This is a genomic window from Pseudomonas sp. NMS19W (genome assembly GCF_051554255.1).
In the GTDB taxonomy this organism is placed as follows: Bacteria; Pseudomonadota; Gammaproteobacteria; order Pseudomonadales; family Pseudomonadaceae; genus Aquipseudomonas; species Aquipseudomonas kribbensis.
This window is the reverse complement of sequence record NZ_CP136718.1, coordinates 2,799,743-2,820,994: the sequence shown is the minus strand read 5'-3', so window position 1 is coordinate 2,820,994 and position 21,252 is coordinate 2,799,743. Positions and strand designations below refer to the sequence as shown.

The following is a 21,252-nucleotide window of genomic DNA, read 5'->3' as shown; positions in this document are numbered from 1 at the left end:
TGCATGAATGCGTCGGCCCGTATCAGGCAGCGGTGATCCGCCAGATCCCGAACGGCTGATAAGCCGGGTCGATCCGCATGAACTGGTACTTGCCGTGCCAGTCCCAGCGATGGCCGTTCATCAGGTCTTCGCCGTGAGTAGTGGCGTCGTCCGGCAGGCCCATTTCCCACAGTGGCAACTCGAAATTGGCCTCCTGCGGGTGATGCGGATCAAGGCTGACGGCCACCAGAATGAAATTGCTGCCATCGGCGCTGCGCTTGCCGAAATACAGAATGTTGTCGTTCCAGGCGTTGTAGATCTTCAGGCCCAGATGACTGTGCAGCGCCGGGTTCTGCCGGCGGATGCGATTGAGCTGGGCGATCTCGGCGATGATGTTGCCGGGCTGGTTGAAGTCGCGGACGCGGATTTCGTACTTCTCGGAATCGAGGTATTCCTCCTTGCCCGGCACCGGCGCCGATTCGCACAGTTCGAACCCTGAATACATGCCCCACAGGCCCGAGCCCATGGTCGCCAGCGCCGCACGGATGAGAAATCCCGGGCGCCCCGATTGATGCAGGAACGCCGGGTTGATGTCCGGCGTGTTGACGAAGAAATTCGGCCGGTAGCACTCGCGCCAGGGCGATTCGTTGAGTTCGCTAAAATAGCTCGCCAGTTCGGCCTTGGTGTTGCGCCAGGTGAAATAGGTGTAGCTCTGGGTGTAACCGACCTTGCCCAGCCGCGCCATCATCGCCGGGGTGGTGAACGCCTCGGCGAGGAAGATCACTTCGGGGTGCAGCGTGCGCACATCGGCAATCAGCCATTGCCAGAACGGCAGCGGCTTGGTGTGCGGATTGTCGACGCGGAAGATCTTCACGCCCTCCTCGACCCAGCCGACGACGATGTCCCGCAGTTCGACCCACAGGCTCGGAATCGCTTCCGGCGCATAGAAGTCGACGTTGACGATGTCCTGGTATTTCTTCGGCGGGTTTTCCGCGTATTTGATCGTGCCATCCGGCCGCCAGTTGAACCAGCCCGGATGCTGTTTGAGCCACGGGTGATCCTGGGAACACTGGATGGCGAAATCGAGGGCGATCTCCAGACCATGGTCAGCGGCCGCCGCCACCAGCCGACGAAAATCCTCACGGGTGCCGAGCTGCGAATGAATCGCTTCGTGGCCGCCCTCTTCGCTGCCAATCGCGTAAGGACTGCCAGGATCGTCCGGCCCTGCAGTCAGGGAATTGTTGCGGCCCTTGCGATGACTGCGGCCGATCGGGTGAATCGGCGTGAAATACAACACGTCGAAACCCATGTCCTGAATCATCGGCAGGCGCGAGTGCACATCGTTGAACGTGCCGTGACGGGCGGGATCGTCGGTGATCGAGCGCGGAAATAGCTCATACCAACTGGCGAACTCCGCCAGCTCACGTTCAACGTCCAGCGGAAATTCCGGGCTGATGCTCAGATACGGGCGGTGATCGGCCTCGGCCATCAATTGCGCACTTTGCGAGTGCAGAAACAACGCGACCTGCTCGGTTTCGAGCAGGCCGGACAATTCGTGGTGCAGCGCCGCCAGCCGTTCGCTGAGCGGGCCTTCACTGCGTTCGGCCGCTTGTTGCACCATCGTGCGGCCTTCTTGCAGCTCAAGGCTGACTGGGACGGCGGCCAGGTGTTTCTTCTCCAGCTCGTACTGAAAACTGGCGAACTGGTCGATCCAGGCTTCGATCAGGTACAGATAGCGGCCCATGCGCTGGGGCCGGAACCGGCCTTCCCAGCCGTTGTTGCCCTGATCGCTCATGACTTCGCTTTGCCAGACTTCCTCGCCTTCCTCGCGCCAGCGGATGCGCACCGCCAGTTTGTCGTGACCGTCGGCGAAGATCTTGCTGGTGACCACGATCTCGCGCCCGACCACAGCCTTGACGGCAAACTGCCCGCCATCGAGGGTCGGCCGGGTGTTTTCAATGACAATGCGCGGCAGCAGCAACGCCTGCGACAGCGGGATGTGCGGGTTGTAGCTCTGTTCGGAGGGTTTTTCAGCAGTCATTGAGCATCTCTCCTTAACGCCCCAAGGACGCTCGTTTGCCTGTTCGATACTCACGGCCGGACCTGTGCCCGACCATGAACGCTCTCAGGTTCCGAGCGAACCTCGGCGACAAAAGTTCACAGGGATTTGCCCCGCCACAAAATCGGATCGATTTCGCGCAGAAGTGGTCAACCCACTTAAGCACTTCTCACGCCATGTGCCACACGGAGGTTCATCTGATGACGATTCCGATCCCCGCTGAAACGCCCGATCCGAACATCGACAAACCGGTGCTGCCCGAAACCGAGCCGCAGCCGATCCCGGAACAGGAGCCACCGGGCACCACGCCGCCGCCCAAGGAAGAGCCACCGTCGACCATGCCGCCGGTGATTGTCTGATCGCCCGGTGACCATTAATCGGTTGCGCAGAACGATCCCCCGGGGCTGCGCCCTAACCTTTCAACACCCCTTGAAAAAAGGACAGCCCCATGACCGTGCGCATCGAAAACCAGACCTGTTTTTTCGCCACCGAAAACGGTGAACAGATTCGCCTGTGCGGCGACCTGACGGTCATCACCGACAGCGACAAATCGATGTCCGCCGTAGAAATCGAAGGCCGGCGCATTTACATCACCGAGGCCGAAGCCGATGCCCTGACCGTCGCAGGCGCCAAGGACGGGCGCAAACACCTGAAAGCCACCGACAGTGATTCGGTGATTTGACTGACCCCGGTCAATATCCCGCGCAGCCGTCCGGGATAGGCGTCTGCGCCCCGCTCCGCCAACTGCTTCAAGTTGTCGCAGGGCCGGGCGCAAAACCCATCTGATACGCTTTTTATTGAAATACCTGAGTCTGTTATGCAAACAGATCGACGCTCATAGTTCACTGGCCTGATGGAGGCTGATGAGCGAACGACCATGAGCGAACGAATCCCCGTCCGAACCGTAGAAGCATCTCCCCAGATAAAAAAAGTACCGGCGCGCCCAATGAAGGCGAAACACGCCACCAGCGACAACCAGATTTTCACCCGCAGCTTCACCGGCCTGTTCCGCACCTTGCGCATGAGCGGCGCGGGATTTCTGTTCCTGCTGTTTTTCGGCACCGTGTGGCTGAACTGGGGCGGGCGTCAGGCGGTGCTGTGGGATCTTTCCGAAAGCAAGTTCCACATCTTTGGCGCGACCTTCTGGCCGCAGGATTTCATTTTGCTGTCGGCGCTGCTGATCATCGCCGCGTTCGGCCTGTTCGCCATTACCGTGTTCGCCGGTCGCGTCTGGTGCGGCTACACCTGTCCACAGAGCTCGTGGACGTGGATCTTCATGTGGTGCGAGAAGATCACCGAAGGTGAACGTAACCAGCGCATCAAACTGCAAGCGGCGCCCTGGAGCCTGAACAAACTGGCGCGGCGTGCGGCCAAGCACACCCTGTGGCTGGCGATCAGCGTGCTGACCGGTCTGACCTTCGTCGGCTACTTCACCCCGATCCGCCCGTTGGCCGAAGAACTGCTGACCTTGCAGATCGGCGGTGTCAGCCTGTTCTGGGTGCTGTTCTTCACCGCCGCCACCTACATCAACGCCGGCTGGCTGCGCGAGGCGGTGTGCATGCACATGTGTCCGTATGCGCGGTTCCAGAGCGTGATGTTCGACAAGGACACCCTGGCGATTTCCTACGACGCAGCCCGTGGCGAAAACCGTGGTCCGCGCAAACGCGACGTGAAACCGGCCGAAGCCGGCCTCGGCGATTGCATCGACTGCCAGTTGTGCGTGCAGGTCTGCCCGACCGGCATCGACATCCGCGACGGTCTGCAAATGGAATGCATCGGCTGCGCGGCGTGCATCGACGCCTGCGATTCGATCATGGACAAGATGAACTATGCGCGAGGCCTGATCCGCTACACCTCCGAGCGTGAGTTGCAGGGTGGCAAGACGCATCTGCTGCGACCACGACTGATCGGCTACGTCGCGGTGCTGGTGGTAATGATCGGCGCCCTCGCCCTGGCCCTGGTCGAGCGGCCGATGGTGTCGCTGGACGTGACCAAGGACCGTGGCCTGTTCCGCGAGAACGGTCAGGGCCAGATCGAAAACATCTACACCCTCAAGGTCATCAACAAGACCCAGCAGCGCCAGGACTACAACCTGACCCTGGTGGACGGCGACGGCTTCCAGCTGCAAGGCAAGACCGAGCTGAGCCTGGCACCGGGCGAGATCGTCGATGTGCCGGTGTCGGTGGCCATGACCACAGAACGCCCGGCCAGCAGCTCGCAGACCTTGAGCTTCAAGATTGCCGACAGTGACGAGCCAGAAGTTTATAGCGTGGCGAAAAGCCGGTTTGTTGCGCCGATGAATCGATGAGGCTTTAAGATGGCGGCGGTTTCTAGGGTTGTGGTGTATCAGCGCGATTGACCCTCACCCTAGCCCTCTCCCGGAGGGAGAGGGGACCGACCGAAGTGTATTTCGATAATCAGCGACCTGAAAAACCCAGTCGATTATGGATTCACAGCAGAACGTTCAGGTCGGCGTAACTCTGAAGCATTCCCCAATCAGTCCCCTCTCCCTCCGGGAGAGGGTTAGGGTGAGGGCTGATGTCCCTGACCCACCACAAAAACACCCAACACCACGCACCAAGGCCCCCGATGAAACGCTACGAAAAATTCGCCGACGACATCGCTGAACTGATCCGCTCCGGCGTCCTCGGCCCCGGGCAGCGGGTGCCGTCGGTGCGCTACGCGAGCCAGACCTACGGCGTCAGCCCGTCCACGGTGTTCCAGGCCTATTACCTGCTGGAACGTCGCGGCCTGATCCGCGCCCGGCCGCGCTCCGGTTACTTCGTCAACACCCACGCCCCGAGCCCGTTCTCGGAGCCGGTGATCAGCAGTCAGGTCAACGAATCCACCAAGGTCGACGTCAGTGAACTGGTGTTCTCGGTACTGGAATCGATCAAGGATCCGAGCACCGTGCCGTTCGGCTCGGCCTTCCCGAGCCCGGAACTGTTCCCGCTGCAACGCCTGTCACGTTCGCTGGCCAGTGCCGCCCGGGAAATGGACCCGCGCATGGTGGTCACCGACATGTCGCCGGGCAACCCGCAACTGCGTAGGCAGATCGCCCTGCGCTACATGGTCGGCGGGCTGATGCTGCCGATGGAAGAACTGCTGATCACCAACGGCGCCCTCGAAGCGCTGAACCTGTGCCTGCAAGCAGTGACCGAACCCGGCGATCTGGTGGCCATCGAGGCCCCGGCGTTCTACGCCAGCCTGCAAGTGCTGGAGCGGCTGAAGCTAAAAGCCGTGGAAATCCCCGTGCACCCGCGCGACGGCATCGACCTCGGCGTGCTCGCCCAGACCCTGGAACGGCACCCGATCAAGGCCTGCTGGTGCATGACCAGCTTCCAGAATCCGATGGGCGCGACCATGCCCGAAACCAAGAAACAGGAACTGGTTGAACTGTTGAAACGGCATCAGGTGCCGCTGATCGAAGACGATGTCTATGCCGAACTCTATTACGGTCAGCAGGCACCGAAACCGGCCAAGGCCTTCGACACCGAAGGTCTGGTGATGCATTGCGGCTCGTTCGCCAAAAGCCTGGCCCCCGGCTACCGCATCGGCTGGGTCGCCGCCGGACGCTACGCGCAGAAGATCGAACGCCTGAAGCTGATGACCTCGCTGTGTGCCTCGATGCCGGCCCAGGCGGCCATTGCCGACTACCTGCAACACGGCGGCTACGACCGCCACCTGCGCAAACTGCGCTACGCCCTCGAAGAACAGCAAAGCGCGATGCTCGCGGCCATCGCCCGCTACTTTCCGGCACAAACCCGCGTGAGCCAACCGGCGGGCGGCTATTTCCTGTGGCTGGAACTGCCACCGCAGATGGATTCGTTGAAGTTGTTTCAGATGGCGCTGGCGCAGGGGATCAGCATTGCGCCGGGGCCGATCTTCTCGCCGACCCAGCGCTTCAGGAATTGCATCCGTTTGAACTACGGCAGCCCGTGGACCGAGGCTTCGGAAAAGGCGATGGAGACGTTGGGGCGGATTGTGCGGTCGTTCTGAACAGCCACTCAAGGCGTGTTGCTGAACAGTTCAACACTGTTTGTATATCCCGGGTCGGGTGTCGGGATCTGTCCTCCTGCAATCAGAACCGAGCCTGAGTCGAGCAGAGTGGCGCTGTGCGAATAGCGCCCGTCGCTCAAGTCACCGACTCGGGCCCACTCATTGGAGGCAGGTTTGTAAATTTCGGCGGACCACGCATCTCTTATGTCGATAACCCCGGTACTCCCCGTCAAAAGCACCCCACTCTTCAGCCTGGTCGCCGTATGCCCACTGCGAGCAACCGTCAGCGCATTCGTCGGCTGCCAGGTACCGTCATTCGGACAATAAAGTACGCCACTGCTCAACGGTAGCCCGAAAGGTTCGTCAGCTCCCCGGCCAGCAGGACACGCCCATCCTCCAACAGCGTCGCTGTTTGCAACATTCGGAGTGTCGGCATTGGCTCGATTTCTCTCCAGATAAGCCGCTGGGGGTCGAAAATACAGGCGCTGCGCAATGCGGCGTTGCCGGCTGCCGAGTAGCCACCAGCAACCAGAACCTGGCCCGTCTCGAGCAATGTAGCGGTGTGATTCATTCGTGCGACAGGCAGGCTGGGCATATCGGTCCATTGACCGGTTGCCGGGTCAAACCTCTCGACACTGTCAAGCACATCGCCACCACTCGGCTGCAGATTGTTTCCACCCACCACCAACACTTCCCCGGAAGCCAATAACGTGGCGGTGTGAGCAAAGCGCGGAATCTTCAGGTCAGCGGATGCGATCCATCGATTGCTCGGGGCGTCATATAACTCGCTGCTTCGCAGCGTTGTTCCATCGCTGCCACCTGTGACCATGACCAGACCGGAACGAAGAAGAAGCGCAGTGTGACCCGAACGTGCGCCACGAAGGGGGCGGCCAATGACCATTTTTGCTGGTTCGGATCATAGCGCTCAACGCTTGATGTGAATGTTTGCTGATCAAGGTGCGTCCCGCCCGGGAGCAACGCCTCAAAGCGAACGGACTGAGGGGACGCTCCAGTTGGCGCGGCAGCGTTAAGGCCACCGACAACCAACACATCGCCACCCGCAAGCAAGGTCGCCGTATGCAACGCACGCGACACCCTCATGGGTGATGTCGGTTTGAAAGTCCCGCTTTTGATTATTTGCATCACGCTACCCCTGCTTCGCCAGAAACGGACAGCGCGATACAGGAATTGAATCGCCTAAGTCCGCTGCACCTAACCTAGGCGCAGCGGCAAGCGGCGTAAACTGTCAGAACCAACAGTTGACAACGATAAAAAACAGGTAACGGTCACCTGATTTGGTCTAACGCCCGCCGCCAAGATCGACAAAAGTCCCGGTGGCATACGAAGCCTTGTCCGACAACAACCAGACAATCGCCTCCGCCACTTCATCCGGCCGCCCGCCCCGGGCCATCGGAATCGCCGACTCCAGCTTGCTGACCCGGTCCGGATCACCGCTCAGGGCGTGAAAATCGGTGTAGATGTAGCCCGGACGCACCGCGTTGACCCGAATCCCCTCGCCCGCCACTTCCTTGGACAGACCGATGGTGAACGTGTCGAGGGCGCCTTTGACGCGGCGTAGTCGACGTACTCGTTCGGCGAGCCCAGGCGTGCGGCGACCGAGGAGACGTTGACGATGCTGCCGCCCTGCCCGCCGTGTTTGGGCGACATGCGCAGGATCGCGTGCTTGGCGCAGAGGATCGGCGCCAGGACGTTGGTTTTCATGATTTTGAGGATGCGGAATTCGGACATTTCGTCGACCCGCGATTTGTGCCCGACGGTGCCGGCGTTGTTCACCAGTGCGGTGACCCGGCCCAGCTCGGTGTCGACCCGATGAAACAGGCCGATCACTTCGTCTTCGATGCTGACGTCGGCGCGAACGGCAATGGCGGTGGCGCCGCGCTCGCGTACCTGATCGAGTACGTGGTGGGCTGCCTGCTCGTCCGACTGGTAATTGATGCAGATCCGATAGCCTTGCTCGGCAGCCAACAGCGCCGTGGCGGCCCCGATTCCGCGCCCGCCGCCGGTGATCACAATGACTTTATCCATGCTGGCCTTCCCCCAATGCACACGTAACAGTCGGGGCAAGAATAACCGTCATTGCGGGGTTTTGCATGGCCTGCGTCAGCCGTTCAGCTTGCCGCCAATTGTTTGCCGCGCTCGATATCCTGCAGGAAGCGATCCGCCGGCATCGGATGGCCCAGCAGATAACCTTGCAGCGAATCACAGCCCAGTTGCGTCAGGAAGTCCTGCTGCACGCCGGTCTCCACGCCTTCGGCGACAATACGCAGGCCCAGTGCCTGACCCAACGCAACAATCGCCGAGACAATCGCCGCGTCATCACTGTCGTGTTCCAGGTCACGGACGAAACCGCGATCGATCTTCAGCTCGTTGGCCGGCAGACGCTTGAGGTACATCAGGCTCGAATAACCAGTGCCGAAGTCGTCGATGGACAGGTCGACGCCCATGTCGGACAGTTCCTGCAGCACTGTCATGCTCGCGTCGGCGTCGCTCATGGCGGTGGTTTCGGTGATTTCCAGGGTCAGGCTGTTGGCCGGCAAGTGGTGTGTGGCCAAGGCCTTGGCCACGCTGCGCACCAGTCCGGTGTGACAGAACTGCAAGGCCGAGAGGTTCACCGCGATGCGCCAGTCGGTGTACCCCAGCACGTACCATTCGCGCATCTGCCGGCAGGCTTCGTTGAGCACCCATTCGCCGATCGGAATGATCAGACCGGTTTTCTCGGCGAGGTCGATGAACTTGTCCGGCATCAGCATGCCGTGGAGCGGGTGTTCCCAGCGCAGCAGTGCCTCGGCACCGACCGGGTGACCATCGGCGGCATGGAACTTGGGCTGATAATGCAGGCTGAACTGATTGTGTTCGAGCGCCGCGCGCAGGTCCTGCAACAGTTGCAGTTGCTTGCGGGCGTTGCTGTTCATCGAGGCGTCGAAGAAGCTGTAGCCGTTCTTGCCGCCGCCCTTGGCGTGGTACATCGCCGCGTCGGCATTCATCAGCAGTTCCTGGGCGTTCTGGCCGTTGCCCGGATACACCGCGATGCCGACGCTGGCGGAAATCTGCAAATCATGCTCGGCGACTCGAAACGACTGCGCGATCAAACCGACCTGACGTGCTGCCAGGCCCAGCGCATCGTCGGGCTCGCTCAAACGCACCAGCAGCACGAATTCATCACCGCCGATCCGCGCCAGGGTGTCGAGGCTGCGCAGATCTTCGCGCAGACGCACCGCCACTTCACGCAGCAACTGATCACCCATGTGGTGACCGAACGCGTCGTTGACCGGTTTGAAACCGTCCAGATCGATGAACATCAGCGCAAAACAGCCACCCTGCTCGTTGACCTTTTTCATCGCCTGATTGATCCGGTCGTCCAGCAACATGCGGTTCGGCAGGCCGGTCAACGTGTCGTGCAGGGCCAGTTGGGTGAGTTCGCGGTTGGCCACGGTCAGTGAATGGGCCAGATCGGCGGTGCGCGCTTCGAGGCGGGCATCGAGAATCGAGGTCAGCAGCGCAATGGTCAGCACCGCCAGCGTGGTGATCAGCACCAGGTTGTCCAGGCCATTGCCGTTCAGACCGCTGAGTGCCGCACCGCAGAAACTGCCATCGGGAAAACGCGCCGCCGCCATGCCGGTGTAGTGCATGCCGACAATCGCGATGCCCATGACAATCGCTGCGCCGGCACGGAACAGGCGCACGTAAGGCGATTGCTGCCGCAGGCGGAAGGCAATCCACAATGCCGCCGCCGAAGCGCCGACCGCGATCAACAGCGAAGCGCCAAACAGGGTCGGGTCGTAAACGATGCCCGGCTGCATGCGCATCGCGGCCATGCCGGTGTAATGCATGGCGCTGATGCCGGCGCCCATGATCAAGGCACCGAAGGCCAGTTGCCAGGCCGGCAGTTTCGGCTGGCTGACCAGCCACAAGGCAAAGCCGCAGGACAGCACCGCGATCAACAGTGAAAGCGCGGTGATCGGAATGTCATAGCCCAGGCTGATCGGCAGTTTGAAGGCCAGCATGCCGATGAAGTGCATCGACCAGACGCCAACCCCCATGGCAAAGGCGCCGCCGGCCGTCCATAAATGCACGGCGCGCCCTTTGGCGGTGGCGATGCGCCCGGTGAGGTCGAGCGCGGTGTAAGACGCGAGGATCGCCACACACAGCGAAATGAAAACCAGCGTGAAGGAATAACTACCGATGAGCATGGGAATTCTCGTGACCACCCCGCCGTACTGCTTCCGTTCTCGGCGGGGCCAAATGCGCCGATTGTACTGATTGCACGGAAGAACGCACTGACAAAGTAATCAAATGGCCATCAAGCCGATGAAACGCTTGTTTGATCGTACGACAAGGCTCTAGACCGGCAGTCACGACACTGATCATTCCCACGCTTTGCGTGGGAATTCAGCGTCAGGGATTCTGGCTGGTTTCCAGTTGCCCGTCCCAGCCACCGCCCAGCGCCGCGATCAACTGCACGCTGGCGATCAATCGACTTTGCAGGATGTTGAGCACTGTGCGCTCGTTGCTCAGCGCTGTCGCCTGCACCACCACTACGTCGATGTAGGCAATCAGCCCGGCCTTGTACTGGTTCTGAGTCAGACGCAGGGAGTCGCGCGCCGCATCCAGCGCTTCCTGGCGTACCGCCGCCTCGTCCTCGTACACCTTCAACTGCACCAGATAGTTTTCAACTTCACGGAAGCCGTCGAGCACGGTCTGCCGGTATTTGGCCACGGTTTCGTCGTATTTGGCTTCGGTGCGATCGACTTCCGCCGAGCGACGGCCGCCATCGAACAGCGGCAGGCTCATTTTCGGCCCGACCGACCAGAAACGGTTCGGCAGGCTGATCAGATCCCGCGAAGTACTGCTGCTGTAGCCGCCGCTCATGCTCAGGCTGAAATCCGGGTAATACGCCGCTTTCGCTACACCGATATTGGCGTTCGCTGCGATGACCGAGCGTTCCGCCGAGGCGATGTCCGGGCGACGTTCCAGCAATTGCGACGGCAGGCTCAACGGAATCTGCGGCAGCTTCGGGATGTCCTGGGTTTCAGCAATCTTGAACTGCGCCGGTGGCTGGCCGGTGAGCACCGCGATGGCGTTTTCGAACTGTGCTCGCTGCCAGATGAGGTCCACCAGATCGCCCTGGGTGGATTTGAGCTGTGTCTGTGCCTGCGCCACCGCATCACGCCCGGAAATCCCGGCGTTGTACTGGTTCTGGGTCATTTTCAGCGAACGCTCGTAGGCCTCCACCGTCGACTCGAGCAAACGCTTCTGCTGATCGATCACGCGCAACTGCAGGTAGTTCTGCACCAGTTCCGATTGCTGGCTCAGGCGCATCGCCGCCAGATCGGCGAAGCTGGCCTGAGCACTGGCTTCATTGGCTTCCAGACCACGACGCAACTTGCCCCAGACATCGGCTTCCCAGCTCACGCCCAACTGGGCGTTGTAGGTGTCACGAATGCCGCTGGAAGAACTGCTCAGGCTCGAACTGCTGCTGCCGGTGCCTTGGCTGGAGCGGGTTTTGCCCAGGCTCAGGTCGAGCGTCGGGTAAAACGCTCCACGGGCATCGCGCACCAGGGCCTGAGCCTGGCGGTACTGCGCTTCGGACTGGGCGACGGTTTGGTTGGAGCTGTTGAGTTTCTCGATCAACTCGTTGAGCTGACGGTCGCCATACAGCTCCCACCAGGCGCCACGGGCCAGGGAGTCGGCCGGACTGGCCTGACGCCAGCCCTCGGCCTCTTTGTATTGGGCGACTTCGGCGGTCTGCGGGCGCTGGTAGTCCGGGCCGACGGCGCACGCACTGAGCATCGCCACACACAGCGACAGGCTCAGCAGACGCGAGCCGCGAACACTGGCCAGTTGGATAAGCGAACGGTCATTCATAGCGGAGTTTCCAGTGCGGCATCGGTACGTACGCCACGCCATTTGTTGAAGCGATGGCGGGCCTTGTCGAGATAGAGGTAAACCACAGGTGTGGTGTAAAGGGTCAGGATCTGGCTGAAGATCAGCCCGCCGATGATGGTCAGGCCCAGCGGCTGACGCATTTCCGCGCCTTCGGCCCGACTCAGCAGCAACGGCAAGGCGCCGAGGATCGCTGCCAGCGTGGTCATCAGGATCGGCCGCAGACGCTGCAGGCAGGCACTGCGAATCGACTCCAGCGGCGCCATGCCCTGATGACGTTCCAGTTGCAGCGCCAGGTCGATCATCAGGATCGCGTTCTTCTTCACCACACCGATCAGCAGGAACAGCCCGAGCAGCGAGATCAGGCTGAACTCGCCGCCCAGCACATAGATCGACAGCAGCGCGCCGACCCCGGCCGACGGCAGTGTCGACAGAATCGTCAGCGGATGAATGTAGCTTTCATACAGCACGCCCAGCACCAGATACACCGCCAGCAGCGCGCCGAGGATCATGAACGGCTGGCTCTTCTGGGTGGCCGCGAAGGCGTCGGCGGTGCCGGCCATTTTCGCGATCACGTCTTCCGGCAAACCGACCTTGGCAATCGCCCGCTCGATGGCCGCGCTGCCCTTCTCTACCGTCACGCCTTCGGCCATGTCAAAGGAAATGCTTTCGGAGGCGAACTGACCTTCGTGGCTGACCCGGTCGTCTTCCAGGCTGCTTTCATAGTGAGCAATGGTCGACAGCGGAATCCGCGCACCATCAGCCGTGATCACCTGCACCTGATTCAGGGTGACCGGGTCCTGGGCGTATTTCGGGTTGACCTCCATCACCACCTGATACTGGTTGAGGCTGTCGTAGATCGTCGAAATCTGCCGCTGGCTGTAGGCGTTGTTGAGCACGGCGGTGACCATGTTCATGTCCACGCCCAGGCGCTTGGCCTGATCGCGATCGACGATCAGCGTCACTTGCTGCGCACCCCGCCCTTCACGGGCGTCGATGGCCGTCAGTTCCGGCAAAGCCCGTAGCGCGGTGACCACTTTCGGGTACCACTCCCGCAAGGCGCCCAGATCACCGCTCTGCAGAATGTAGCTGTACTGCGAAGTGGTCTGCTCGCGACCGCCGCCGAATTGCAGGTCCTGGTCGGCCATCAGCATCAATTGCGCGCCGGGCACCTTGGGCATTTCCTTGCGCAGGCGCTCGATGACTTTCTGCGCCGAGATGTTGCGATCCTTGATCGGTTTGAGGCGCACCAGCATGAAGGCGTTGTTGGTGCCGTTGTTGCCACCGATGAATCCGGCGACGCTCTCGACCGCGTCGTCCTTGAGCACGGCGCGGCGGAAGGTCTCCATTTTCGGCTGCATCACGCTGAACGACAGACCGTCGTCACCGCGCACAAAACCGATCAACTGGCCAGTGTCCTGTTGCGGCAGGAACGTCTTCGGCACCACCACGTACAGCGCGACGTTCACGCCGACCGTGATGATCAGGCTCAACAGCGTCAGGCGCCGATGACGCAACACCCAGTCGAGACTGGTGGCGTACTTGCCGACCATCCAGTCGTTGGTACGACGGCTCCAACGTTGCAGGCGGTTTTCCTGGCCCGGCGTGTGGGGCTTGAGCCAACGGGCGCAGAGCATCGGCGTCAGGGTCAGGGAAACCACCAGCGATACCACGATGGCAGCGGCCAGGGTGATGGAGAATTCGCGGAACAGGCTTTCGATAATCCCGCCCATGAACAGGATCGACAGGAACACCGCCACCAGCGACACGTTCATCGACAGCAAGGTGAACCCGACTTCCTTGGCCCCGAGGTACGCGGCCTTCATCGGTTTGACGCCTTCGTCGATGTGCCGGGAAATGTTCTCCAGCACCACGATGGCGTCGTCCACCACCAGCCCGGTGGCGAGAATCAGCGCCATCAGCGACAGGTTGTTCAGCGAGAAGCCGTAGAGGTACATCACCGCAAAGGTGCCGACCAGTGACACCGGCACCGCCAGGGTCGGGATCAGCGAAGCGCGGAAGTTACCGAGAAACAGGAACACCACCAGGATCACCAACGCCACGGCGATCAGCAGGGTCATCTCTGCTTCGTGCAGCGTGGCCTTGATCACCGGCGAGCGGTCCATCGCCAGATTCAGCTTCACACTGGCCGGCAGCACAGCCTGCAACGCCGGCAACTGCGCCTTGATCTCGTTGACCGTCTCGATGATGTTGGCGCCGGCCTGACGGTTGATCACCAGCAGCACCGCCGCGTCGTCATTGAAGAAACCACTGTTGTAGCGGTCCTCCACGCCGTCGGTGACCTTGGCCACGTCCTTCAGACGCAGGGCGGCACCACCGTTGTAGTGGATGATCAGCGATTCGTAGTCCTTGGCTTTCTCCAGCTGGTCGTTGGCCTGGATCTGCCACAGGCGCTGGTCGTCCTCGACCGAGCCTTTCGGCCGGCGCACGTTGGCGCCGGCGATGGTCTTGCGCACATCGTCCAGCGCCACGCCGTACTGGTTCAGCGCCTGGGGTTCGAGTTCGATGCGCACTGCCGGCAGCGAGCTGCCGCCGATCTGCACTTCGCCGACGCCCTGCACCTGGGACAGGCTCTGGGACAGGATGGTCGAGGCCAGGTCGTAGAGCTGACCTTTTTCCAGCACATCCGAGGTCAGCGAAAGCACCATGATCGGCGCCTGCGACGGGTTGACCTTCTTGTAGGTCGGCATGCTGCGCATTCCGCTCGGCAACAGGTTGCGCGAAGCGTTGATCGCTGCCTGCACTTCCCGCGCCGCGCCGTTGATGTCGCGGTCGAGGTCGAATTGCAGAATGACCCGGGTCGAGCCCTGGCTGGAGCGGCTGCTCATGGTGTTGACGCCCGCGATGGCGCCGAACGAGCGTTCCAGCGGCGTGGCCACGGTGGACGCCATGACCTCAGGGCTAGCGCCGGGCAGGCTCGCCTGGACCACGATCACCGGGAAGTCCATTTGTGGCAGTGGCGACACCGGCAGCAGGCCGAAGCTCACGCCGCCCAGCAGCATGATCGCCAGGCTCAGGAGCATGGTCGCCACCGGGCGCTTGATGAAAGGACCGGACAGGTTCATGGCTGTTCTACCGGCTCCACGGCCGAAGGCGCACGGCCCCAGCGCCGACCGAGGCGGTCGAAGTACAGGTAGATCACCGGCGTGGTGAACAACGTCAGGATCTGGCTCAGCAGCAATCCGCCGACCATCACCAGACCCAGCGGCTGACGCAATTCAGCACCGGAACCGGTGGCCAGCATCAGCGGCACCGCGCCGAACAGCGCGGCCAGCGTGGTCATCAGGATCGGGCGGAAGCGCAGCAGCGCCGCCTGATAGATTGCCTGTTCCGGCGCCATGCCCTGGTTGCGCTCGGCGTCTAGGGCGAAGTCGATCATCATGATCGCGTTCTTCTTGACGATACCGATCAGCAGGATGATGCCGATGATCGCGATCATGCCCAGGTCATTACCGCTGAGCAGCAGCGCCAGCAAGGCGCCGACCGCCGCCGACGGCAGGGTCGAAAGAATGGTGATCGGATGGATGTAGCTCTCGTAAAGCACGCCCAGCACGATGTACATGGTAACCACCGCCGCCAGGATCAGCAGCAAGGTGCTCGACAGCGACGCCTGGAACGCTTCGGCCGCGCCCTGGAACTGGGTCTGCACGCCGATCGGCATGCCGATGTCCTTCTGCACCTGCTCGATGATGTCCACCGCATGCCCCAGCGCCACGCCGTGGGCCAGGTTGAAGGACATCATCACCGCCGGGAACTGGCCGATGTGAGTGATCGCCAGTTGCGCCTGACGCTCCTCGACATGGGCCAGGCTCGACAACCGCACCTGACCGCCATCGGTGGTTTTGACGTGAATCTGATCCAGCGCCTGTGGGCCAATCTTCTCCCCTGCCTGGGCCTGCAGCACCACGCGGTACTGGCTGGCCTGGGTGTAGATGGTCGAGATCTGCCGCTGGCCGAAGGCGTCATACAGTGCGTCGGTGATGTTCGCCACCGACACGCCGAGGCGTGAAGCCGCGTCACGATCGATCACCAGGAACACCTGCAAACCCTTGTCCTGCAAATCACTGGCAACGTCGGTCAGCTCGGGGCGCTGGGCCAATGCCTCGACCAGACGTCCGCTCCACAGGCTGAGCAGTTCGGCGTCCGGCGACGACATGCTGAACTGGTACTGGGTGCGGCTGACACGGTCTTCGATGGTCAGGTCCTGCACCGGCTGCATGAACAGGCGGATGCCCACCAGTTTGTCCAGTTGCGGTTGCAGGCGGGTGATCACCTCGGCAGCCGTCAGATCACGCTGACCGTGGGGCTTGAGGTTGATCAGCAGGCGACCGCTGTTGAGCGTGGCGTTGTCGCCGTCGACGCCGATATAGGACGACAGGCTTTCCACCGCCGGGTCTTCGAGAATCACCTTGGCCAACGCCTGTTGACGTTCGCCCATGGCGGCAAAGGAAATCGACTGCGGCGCTTCGGAAATCCCCTGGATCACCCCGGTGTCCTGCACAGGGAAGAAGCCCTTGGGCACCACCATATAAAGGAACACGGTCAGCGCCAGGGTGCCGATGGCCACCAGCAGGGTCAGCGGCTGGTGCTTGAGCACCCACTGCAACTTGCGCCCGTAGGCAGCGATCATCCAGTCGATGAATGCGCCGCTGGCACGGTAGAAACGGCCCTGTTCATGTTCCTCAGGCTCACGCTTGAGCAGGCGCGCGCACATCATCGGCGTCAGGGTCAGCGAGACCACCAGGGAAATCAGGATCGCCACTGCCAGGGTGATGGCGAATTCGCGGAACAGCCGCCCTACCACATCAGCCATGAACAGCAGCGGAATCAGTACCGCAATCAGCGAAAGGGTCAGGGAAATCAGGGTGAAGCCGATCTGCTTCGCGCCCTTGAGCGCGGCCTGCATCGGGTTGTCGCCCTCTTCGATGAAGCGGGCGATGTTCTCCAGCATCACGATCGCATCGTCGACCACAAAACCGGTAGCGATGGTCAGTGCCATCAAGGTCAGGTTATTGACCGAGAACCCGGCCAGGTACATCACGCCGAACGTACCGATCAGCGACAGCGGCACCGCTACGGACGGAATGATGGTGGCACTGGCCCGACGCAGGAACAGAAACGTCACCATCACCACCAGCGCGATGGCGATCAGCAGTTCGTGCTGCACGTCGGTGACCGAGGCGCGGATGGTCTGGGTGCGGTCGGTCAGCACGGTCACTTCAAGGCCGGCCGGCAGGTTGTCGGTGATGCTCGGCAACAGCGCCTTGATCCGGTCGACCACCTCGATCACGTTGGCGCCCGGCTGACGCTGGATGTTCAGCAACACCGCCTGATTTTGGTTGGCCCACGCCGCCAGACGCTCGTTTTCTGCGCCATCGACGATCTGCGCGACATCCTTGAGCCGCAGCGGCGCACCGTTCTTGTAGGCGAGGATGAGGTTGGCGTAGTCCTTGGGTGAAGTCAGCTGGTCGTTGGCGTCGAGCATCGACACCCGGGTCGGGCCGTCGAAGTTACCCTTGGGCTGGTTGACGTTGGAGGCGCCGATCAGCGTGCGCACGTCCGACAGGTTCAGGCCGTTGGCCGCCAGTGCCTCCGGGTTGACCTTGATCCGCACCGCCTGACGCTGGCCGCCGGCAATGCTGACCATGCCGACCCCGCTGATCTGGGCGATCTTCTGCGCCATGCGCGTATCGACCAGATCATTGAGTTTTGGCAGCAGCATGGTTTTGGAGGTGATGGCCAGGGTCAGCACCGGGGTGTCCGCCGGGTTGACCTTGTTGTACACCGGCGGCGCCGGCAAGTCGGTCGGCAGCAGGTTGGTCGCGGCGTTGATCGCGGCCTGCACCTGCTGCTCGGCGACATCCATGTTGATGTCGAGGCTGAAACGCAGGGTCAGCACCGACGCACCGCCAGAACTGGTCGAGGCCATTTGCGTCAGGCCCGGCATCTGCCCGAACTGGCGTTCCAGCGGTGCGGTGACGGCACTGGTCATCACGTCCGGACTGGCGCCCGGGTACAAGGTCATGACGCGGATGGTCGGGTAATCCACCTGCGGCAAGGCCGAAACCGGCAGCAGGCGATAGGCGATCAGGCCGGCCAGCACGATGGCCAGCATGCTCAGCGTGGTGGCGACCGGGCGGAGGATGAACAGACGCGAAATGTTCATGCGCCCTTCTTGGCCTTGTCGGTGACGGCAGCATCAGGTGCGCTGGCGGCGGACTTGCCTTGCAGGTGTCCGGTCGGGGTGGTCGGTACATCCTGACTGTCGTTGACCACTTCCACTTCACTGCCTTCCTTCAAGCGGTCGGTGCCTTCCAGCACCACGCGATCGCCGGCGGCCAGGCCTTCGGTGATCACGGTGTTCTGCCCGTCGCTGGCGCCGATCTTCAACTGGCGGATGGTGACTTTCTTGTCGCCGTCCAGCGCGTAGACGAAGGTACCGTTGGTGCCGAACTGGATCGCGGCCGACGGCGCCAGCACCACGCCCTTGAGGGTGTCGGCCAGCAAGTGGACGTTGACGAACTGGTTGGGGAACAGCGACTGATCGCGGTTTTCGTAGCGCGCCTTGAACTTCAGGGTGCCGGTGGTCACGTCGATCTGGTTGTCGAGGCTTTGCAGTACGCCCGTGGCCTGAATTTTCGTGTCGCCACGGTCCCAGGCTTCGGCGGGCAGTTTGGCGCCGCTGTGGTAGCGGGCCAGTACGGTTTCCAGGGTGTTTTCCGGCAGCGTGAAGACCACGCTGATCGGCTGGGTCTGGGTGATGACGGCGAGGAACGTGGTGTCGTTCGCGGCTACAAGGTTGCCGACGTCGAGCTGACGCAGACCGACTCGACCGGCAATCGGTGCGCGGATCTTGGTGAATTCGAGATTGAGCTTGGCGTCGTTGACCGCCGCCTGGTTGGTCTTCACAGTGCCGAGGAACTGGCCGACCTGTGCTTCGGCAGTGTCCAGGGTCTGCTTGGCGATGCTGTCCTCTTTATACAGACCGCGATAGCGCTCGACATCGACCTGGGCGTTTTTCAGCTGTGCCTGGTTCTGCAGCAAGGTGCCTTCGGCCTGAAGCAAGGCGTTCTGGTACGGGCGCGGGTCGATCTCCGCCAGCAGGTCGCCGGCCTTGACCATCTGCCCTTCTTCGAAATAGATCTTCACCAGCTCGCCGCCGACCCGGCTGCGTACGTTGATGGTGTTGAGCGCCGTCACCGTGCCCAAGGCCTTGTAGTACAGCGGGAAGTCACCGGTCACCGCCGGCGCCACGCGCACCGGGATCGGACCTGCCGCCCCGCCGAAGCCCGGACGCATCATCCCCGAACGACCGGCATGACCGGCCGCGGCTTTCTCGCCGCCCTCCTTGTGGGTCGATCCGGCAGGCCAGAATTTCCAGCACAGGCCGGCGATGACCAGCAGGACAAGCAGGCTCAGCAGCCAGCGACGGGAGTTTCGGGAAGACGATTGCATGGAGTGATTAACCATTGGGCGCGTGGGCTTCTTTTACGGGAGGCTGAACGATAAGCACTGGTGGGGGTAAAGCAAAGCAGCTTTACCGGCAATTTACCTTCAACTTACGTTTCAAGGTGTGAGCCAAAACACTGATACACAAATGAAAACGGCCTGGACAGGGCCAGGCCGTTAACAATTGTAAAAGCGCTTATTTCAGTACTGCGAGCGCTGCATCGTAGTTCGGCTCTTCAGCGATTTCCTTGACCAGTTCGCTGTGCAGGACGTTGTCGTTTTCGTCCAGAACAACCACCGCACGGGCAGTCAGGCCTTTCAGCGGGCCGTCAGCGATGGCCACGCCGTAGTTCTGAATGAATTCGGCGCCACGCAGGGTCGACAGGTTCTGTACGTTTTCCAGGCCTTCGGCGCCGCAGAAGCGAGCCTGGGCGAATGGCAGGTCAGCCGAGATGCATAGCACCACGGTGTTGGCCAGTTCGTTGGCCTGAGCATTGAACTTGCGCACGGAAGTGGCGCAGGTCGGGGTGTCGACGCTTGGGAAGATGTTCAGCACTTTGCGCTTGCCGGCGAAGTCTTTCAGGGTGACGTCGGACAGATTGCCGGCTACCAGGGAAAAGGCTGGCGCCTTGGAACCGGCTTGTGGCAGTTGGCCATTGACTTGAACCGGGTTGCCTTTGAGAGTGACTTGAGCCATGAACGGAGTCCTTCTTAACGTTGTTGGGAAAGCATGCAAGAGGCGGAAGTTAACCACGAAATTGTCCGACGACCTATGCCTGAACTGAAATTGTCATGTGCCATCGCTAAAGATTGGATACAACCTTGAGCGCTAACCGAGCAATTGCAGCATGTTGCGATGCCGGGCCTCGAAGATGCGGCGCATGTAACCTTTCACCAGCAGTCCTTCGCTGAACGCCCCGCCAATCGCCGAATACGTCACGCGGTCGGTGTACAGCGTACCGCCCTCGCCCGCTGCCACCCGATGTTCATGACGAAAGGCACGCAAAGGCCCCTTGAGCATTTCATCGACAAAATGCGTGTCGCCGACTTCGCGGATCGTCACCGTCCAGTTCGACGGAATCAGGTTGAACATCCAGTGCCGGAAACGAAATTGCCGGCCCTCCTCGATGCGCAGGTTGTTCAGGTCGATATCTCCCAGCGGCGTCACGCGTTCGGGGAAGATCTTCGGGAAATTGACGCCCTCCAGACAGAAATCGAGCACTTCTTTCGGGGTGCGATCAGGGATCAGCGTGGTGAGTTCCAGGGTGGGCATGGCGGACACATTCCGTATGAAGGCGATGCTTGTTAAAACGCGGTTCTGCATCTTTTCTTTAACGAGCTGTCGATTCAAGCCCTGGCCGTTCGACAAAGCAGTGAATCCCCCATTTCTCACGGAGAAACACCATGCGCTTCATGATCATTGTCAAAGCCAGCCAGGATTCCGAAGCCGGCGTGATGCCCAGCGAACAGTTGCTGACCGACATGGGCAACTACAACGAAGAACTGTCCAAGGCCGGCATCCTGGTGTCCGCCGATGGCCTGCACCCGAGCAGCAAGGGTGCCCGGGTACGTTTCAGCGGCGAAAAACGCAGCGTGATCGACGGCCCGTTCGCCGAAACCAAGGAGTTGATCGCCGGTTACTGGATCTGGGACGTGAAATCGAAGGACGAAGCCATCGAGTGGGTCAAACGTTGCCCTAATCCCATGCCGGGCACCGAGGCCGAGATCGAGATTCGCCAGATATTCTGCCCGGAAGACTTTGGTGCCGAGTTCACCCCGGAACTGCGCGAGCAGGAAGAACGGATTCGCGAACAGGCGAAAAAGCACTGACAGCCCTGTTC

General features: G+C 61.5%; 14 protein-coding genes and 2 pseudogenes. 5 read left to right on the top strand and 11 right to left on the bottom strand.

What is annotated here, in order from left to right:
- Nucleotides 1-22 precede the first annotated feature (22 nt).
- A complete protein-coding gene (locus R1A29_RS12800; RefSeq protein ID WP_438301734.1) occupies nucleotides 23-2,020 on the bottom strand; it encodes an alpha-1,4-glucan--maltose-1-phosphate maltosyltransferase in 1,998 nt (665 codons plus the stop codon).
- 218 nt (nucleotides 2,021-2,238) lie between these two features.
- On the opposite strand from R1A29_RS12800, the gene R1A29_RS12795 reads away from it, so the two are divergent.
- From R1A29_RS12795 to mapR, 4 genes are all read left to right on the top strand, one after another.
- Entirely contained in the window at nucleotides 2,239-2,397 is a 159-nt protein-coding gene (locus R1A29_RS12795) for a hypothetical protein (protein ID WP_167443771.1), read from the top strand.
- A gap of 89 nt (nucleotides 2,398-2,486) precedes the next feature.
- Nucleotides 2,487-2,720 carry a DUF3203 family protein gene (locus R1A29_RS12790; RefSeq protein ID WP_119426223.1) on the top strand — a complete coding sequence of 78 codons (234 nt, stop codon included), beginning with the start codon at nucleotides 2,487-2,489 and terminating at the stop codon, nucleotides 2,718-2,720.
- 195 nt (nucleotides 2,721-2,915) lie between these two features.
- Nucleotides 2,916-4,346 carry a cytochrome c oxidase accessory protein CcoG gene (ccoG, locus tag R1A29_RS12785; protein WP_085708223.1) on the top strand — a complete coding sequence of 477 codons (1,431 nt, stop codon included), beginning with the start codon at nucleotides 2,916-2,918 and terminating at the stop codon, nucleotides 4,344-4,346.
- A gap of 281 nt (nucleotides 4,347-4,627) precedes the next feature.
- Nucleotides 4,628-6,037, top strand: coding sequence for a GntR family transcriptional regulator MpaR (gene mapR, locus R1A29_RS12780; protein WP_085708224.1), 1,410 nt, complete (start codon nucleotides 4,628-4,630; stop codon nucleotides 6,035-6,037).
- A gap of 340 nt (nucleotides 6,038-6,377) precedes the next feature.
- Here the strand turns inward: mapR and R1A29_RS12775 are convergent, their stop codons facing one another.
- The 10 genes and pseudogenes from R1A29_RS12775 to R1A29_RS12730 all read right to left on the bottom strand — a co-directional run bounded on the left by R1A29_RS12775 (nucleotide 6,378) and on the right by R1A29_RS12730 (nucleotide 20,684).
- Complete coding sequence (locus tag R1A29_RS12775) at nucleotides 6,378-6,938, bottom strand: Kelch repeat-containing protein (RefSeq protein ID WP_438301733.1); 561 nt, start codon at nucleotides 6,936-6,938, stop codon at nucleotides 6,378-6,380.
- A pseudogene (locus tag R1A29_RS12770) lies at nucleotides 6,926-7,138 on the bottom strand (hypothetical protein); the annotation flags it as partial. The pseudogene R1A29_RS12770 and the gene R1A29_RS12775, both read right to left, overlap by 13 nt.
- Nucleotides 7,139-7,337: 199 nt before the next feature.
- Nucleotides 7,338-8,083 (bottom strand): annotated as a pseudogene (locus R1A29_RS12765) (SDR family oxidoreductase).
- Nucleotides 8,084-8,166: 83 nt separating this feature from the next.
- Nucleotides 8,167-10,248: a putative bifunctional diguanylate cyclase/phosphodiesterase gene (locus tag R1A29_RS12760; RefSeq protein ID WP_438301732.1), complete on the bottom strand. Its 2,082-nt coding sequence runs from the start codon at nucleotides 10,246-10,248 to the stop codon at nucleotides 8,167-8,169.
- 205 nt (nucleotides 10,249-10,453) lie between these two features.
- Complete coding sequence (locus R1A29_RS12755) at nucleotides 10,454-11,923, bottom strand: efflux transporter outer membrane subunit (protein ID WP_085708227.1); 1,470 nt, start codon at nucleotides 11,921-11,923, stop codon at nucleotides 10,454-10,456.
- Nucleotides 11,920-15,027, bottom strand: coding sequence for an efflux RND transporter permease subunit (locus R1A29_RS12750; RefSeq protein ID WP_438301731.1), 3,108 nt, complete (start codon nucleotides 15,025-15,027; stop codon nucleotides 11,920-11,922). Before R1A29_RS12750 ends, R1A29_RS12755 begins: the two co-directional genes overlap by 4 nt.
- A complete protein-coding gene (locus tag R1A29_RS12745; protein ID WP_438301730.1) occupies nucleotides 15,024-18,128 on the bottom strand; it encodes an MdtB/MuxB family multidrug efflux RND transporter permease subunit in 3,105 nt (1,034 codons plus the stop codon). Before R1A29_RS12745 ends, R1A29_RS12750 begins: the two co-directional genes overlap by 4 nt.
- On the bottom strand, nucleotides 18,125-19,432 hold the full coding sequence (locus R1A29_RS12740; RefSeq protein ID WP_438301729.1) for an MdtA/MuxA family multidrug efflux RND transporter periplasmic adaptor subunit: 1,308 nt from the start codon (nucleotides 19,430-19,432) through the stop codon (nucleotides 18,125-18,127). The genes R1A29_RS12745 and R1A29_RS12740 overlap by 4 nt, the downstream gene beginning before the upstream one ends.
- A 175-nt stretch (nucleotides 19,433-19,607) precedes the next feature.
- Nucleotides 19,608-20,108 carry a thiol peroxidase gene (tpx, locus tag R1A29_RS12735; protein ID WP_085731150.1) on the bottom strand — a complete coding sequence of 167 codons (501 nt, stop codon included), beginning with the start codon at nucleotides 20,106-20,108 and terminating at the stop codon, nucleotides 19,608-19,610.
- Nucleotides 20,109-20,240: 132 nt separating this feature from the next.
- The gene (locus tag R1A29_RS12730; RefSeq protein WP_438301728.1) at nucleotides 20,241-20,684 is read right to left on the bottom strand and encodes an SRPBCC family protein; all 444 of its coding nucleotides are present in this window, start codon (nucleotides 20,682-20,684) and stop codon (nucleotides 20,241-20,243) included.
- Nucleotides 20,685-20,815: 131 nt separating this feature from the next.
- Here R1A29_RS12730 and R1A29_RS12725 point away from each other — a divergent pair, with 131 nt between their 5' ends.
- Complete coding sequence (locus R1A29_RS12725; RefSeq protein WP_438301727.1) at nucleotides 20,816-21,241, top strand: YciI family protein; 426 nt, start codon at nucleotides 20,816-20,818, stop codon at nucleotides 21,239-21,241.
- Nucleotides 21,242-21,252 lie beyond the last annotated feature (11 nt).

What these genes read in the sequence shown, in the direction of transcription:
- R1A29_RS12760 (WP_438301732.1), bottom strand. Translation starts at nt 10,248, where the DNA reads ATGCTCATCGGTAGTTATTCCTTCACGCTGGTTTTCATTTCGCTGTGT.
- R1A29_RS12725 (WP_438301727.1), top strand. Translation starts at nt 20,816, where the DNA reads ATGCGCTTCATGATCATTGTCAAAGCCAGCCAGGATTCCGAAGCCGGC.
- R1A29_RS12745 (WP_438301730.1), bottom strand. Translation starts at nt 18,128, where the DNA reads ATGAACATTTCGCGTCTGTTCATCCTCCGCCCGGTCGCCACCACGCTG.
- R1A29_RS12755 (WP_085708227.1), bottom strand. Translation starts at nt 11,923, where the DNA reads ATGAATGACCGTTCGCTTATCCAACTGGCCAGTGTTCGCGGCTCGCGT.
- R1A29_RS12790 (WP_119426223.1), top strand. Translation starts at nt 2,487, where the DNA reads ATGACCGTGCGCATCGAAAACCAGACCTGTTTTTTCGCCACCGAAAAC.
- R1A29_RS12795 (WP_167443771.1), top strand. Translation starts at nt 2,239, where the DNA reads ATGACGATTCCGATCCCCGCTGAAACGCCCGATCCGAACATCGACAAA.
- R1A29_RS12800 (WP_438301734.1), bottom strand. Translation starts at nt 2,020, where the DNA reads ATGACTGCTGAAAAACCCTCCGAACAGAGCTACAACCCGCACATCCCG.
- R1A29_RS12750 (WP_438301731.1), bottom strand. Translation starts at nt 15,027, where the DNA reads ATGAACCTGTCCGGTCCTTTCATCAAGCGCCCGGTGGCGACCATGCTC.
- R1A29_RS12730 (WP_438301728.1), bottom strand. Translation starts at nt 20,684, where the DNA reads ATGCCCACCCTGGAACTCACCACGCTGATCCCTGATCGCACCCCGAAA.
- mapR (WP_085708224.1), top strand. Translation starts at nt 4,628, where the DNA reads ATGAAACGCTACGAAAAATTCGCCGACGACATCGCTGAACTGATCCGC.
- ccoG (WP_085708223.1), top strand. Translation starts at nt 2,916, where the DNA reads ATGAGCGAACGAATCCCCGTCCGAACCGTAGAAGCATCTCCCCAGATA.
- R1A29_RS12740 (WP_438301729.1), bottom strand. Translation starts at nt 19,432, where the DNA reads ATGGTTAATCACTCCATGCAATCGTCTTCCCGAAACTCCCGTCGCTGG.
- R1A29_RS12775 (WP_438301733.1), bottom strand. Translation starts at nt 6,938, where the DNA reads ATGGTCATTGGCCGCCCCCTTCGTGGCGCACGTTCGGGTCACACTGCG.
- tpx (WP_085731150.1), bottom strand. Translation starts at nt 20,108, where the DNA reads ATGGCTCAAGTCACTCTCAAAGGCAACCCGGTTCAAGTCAATGGCCAA.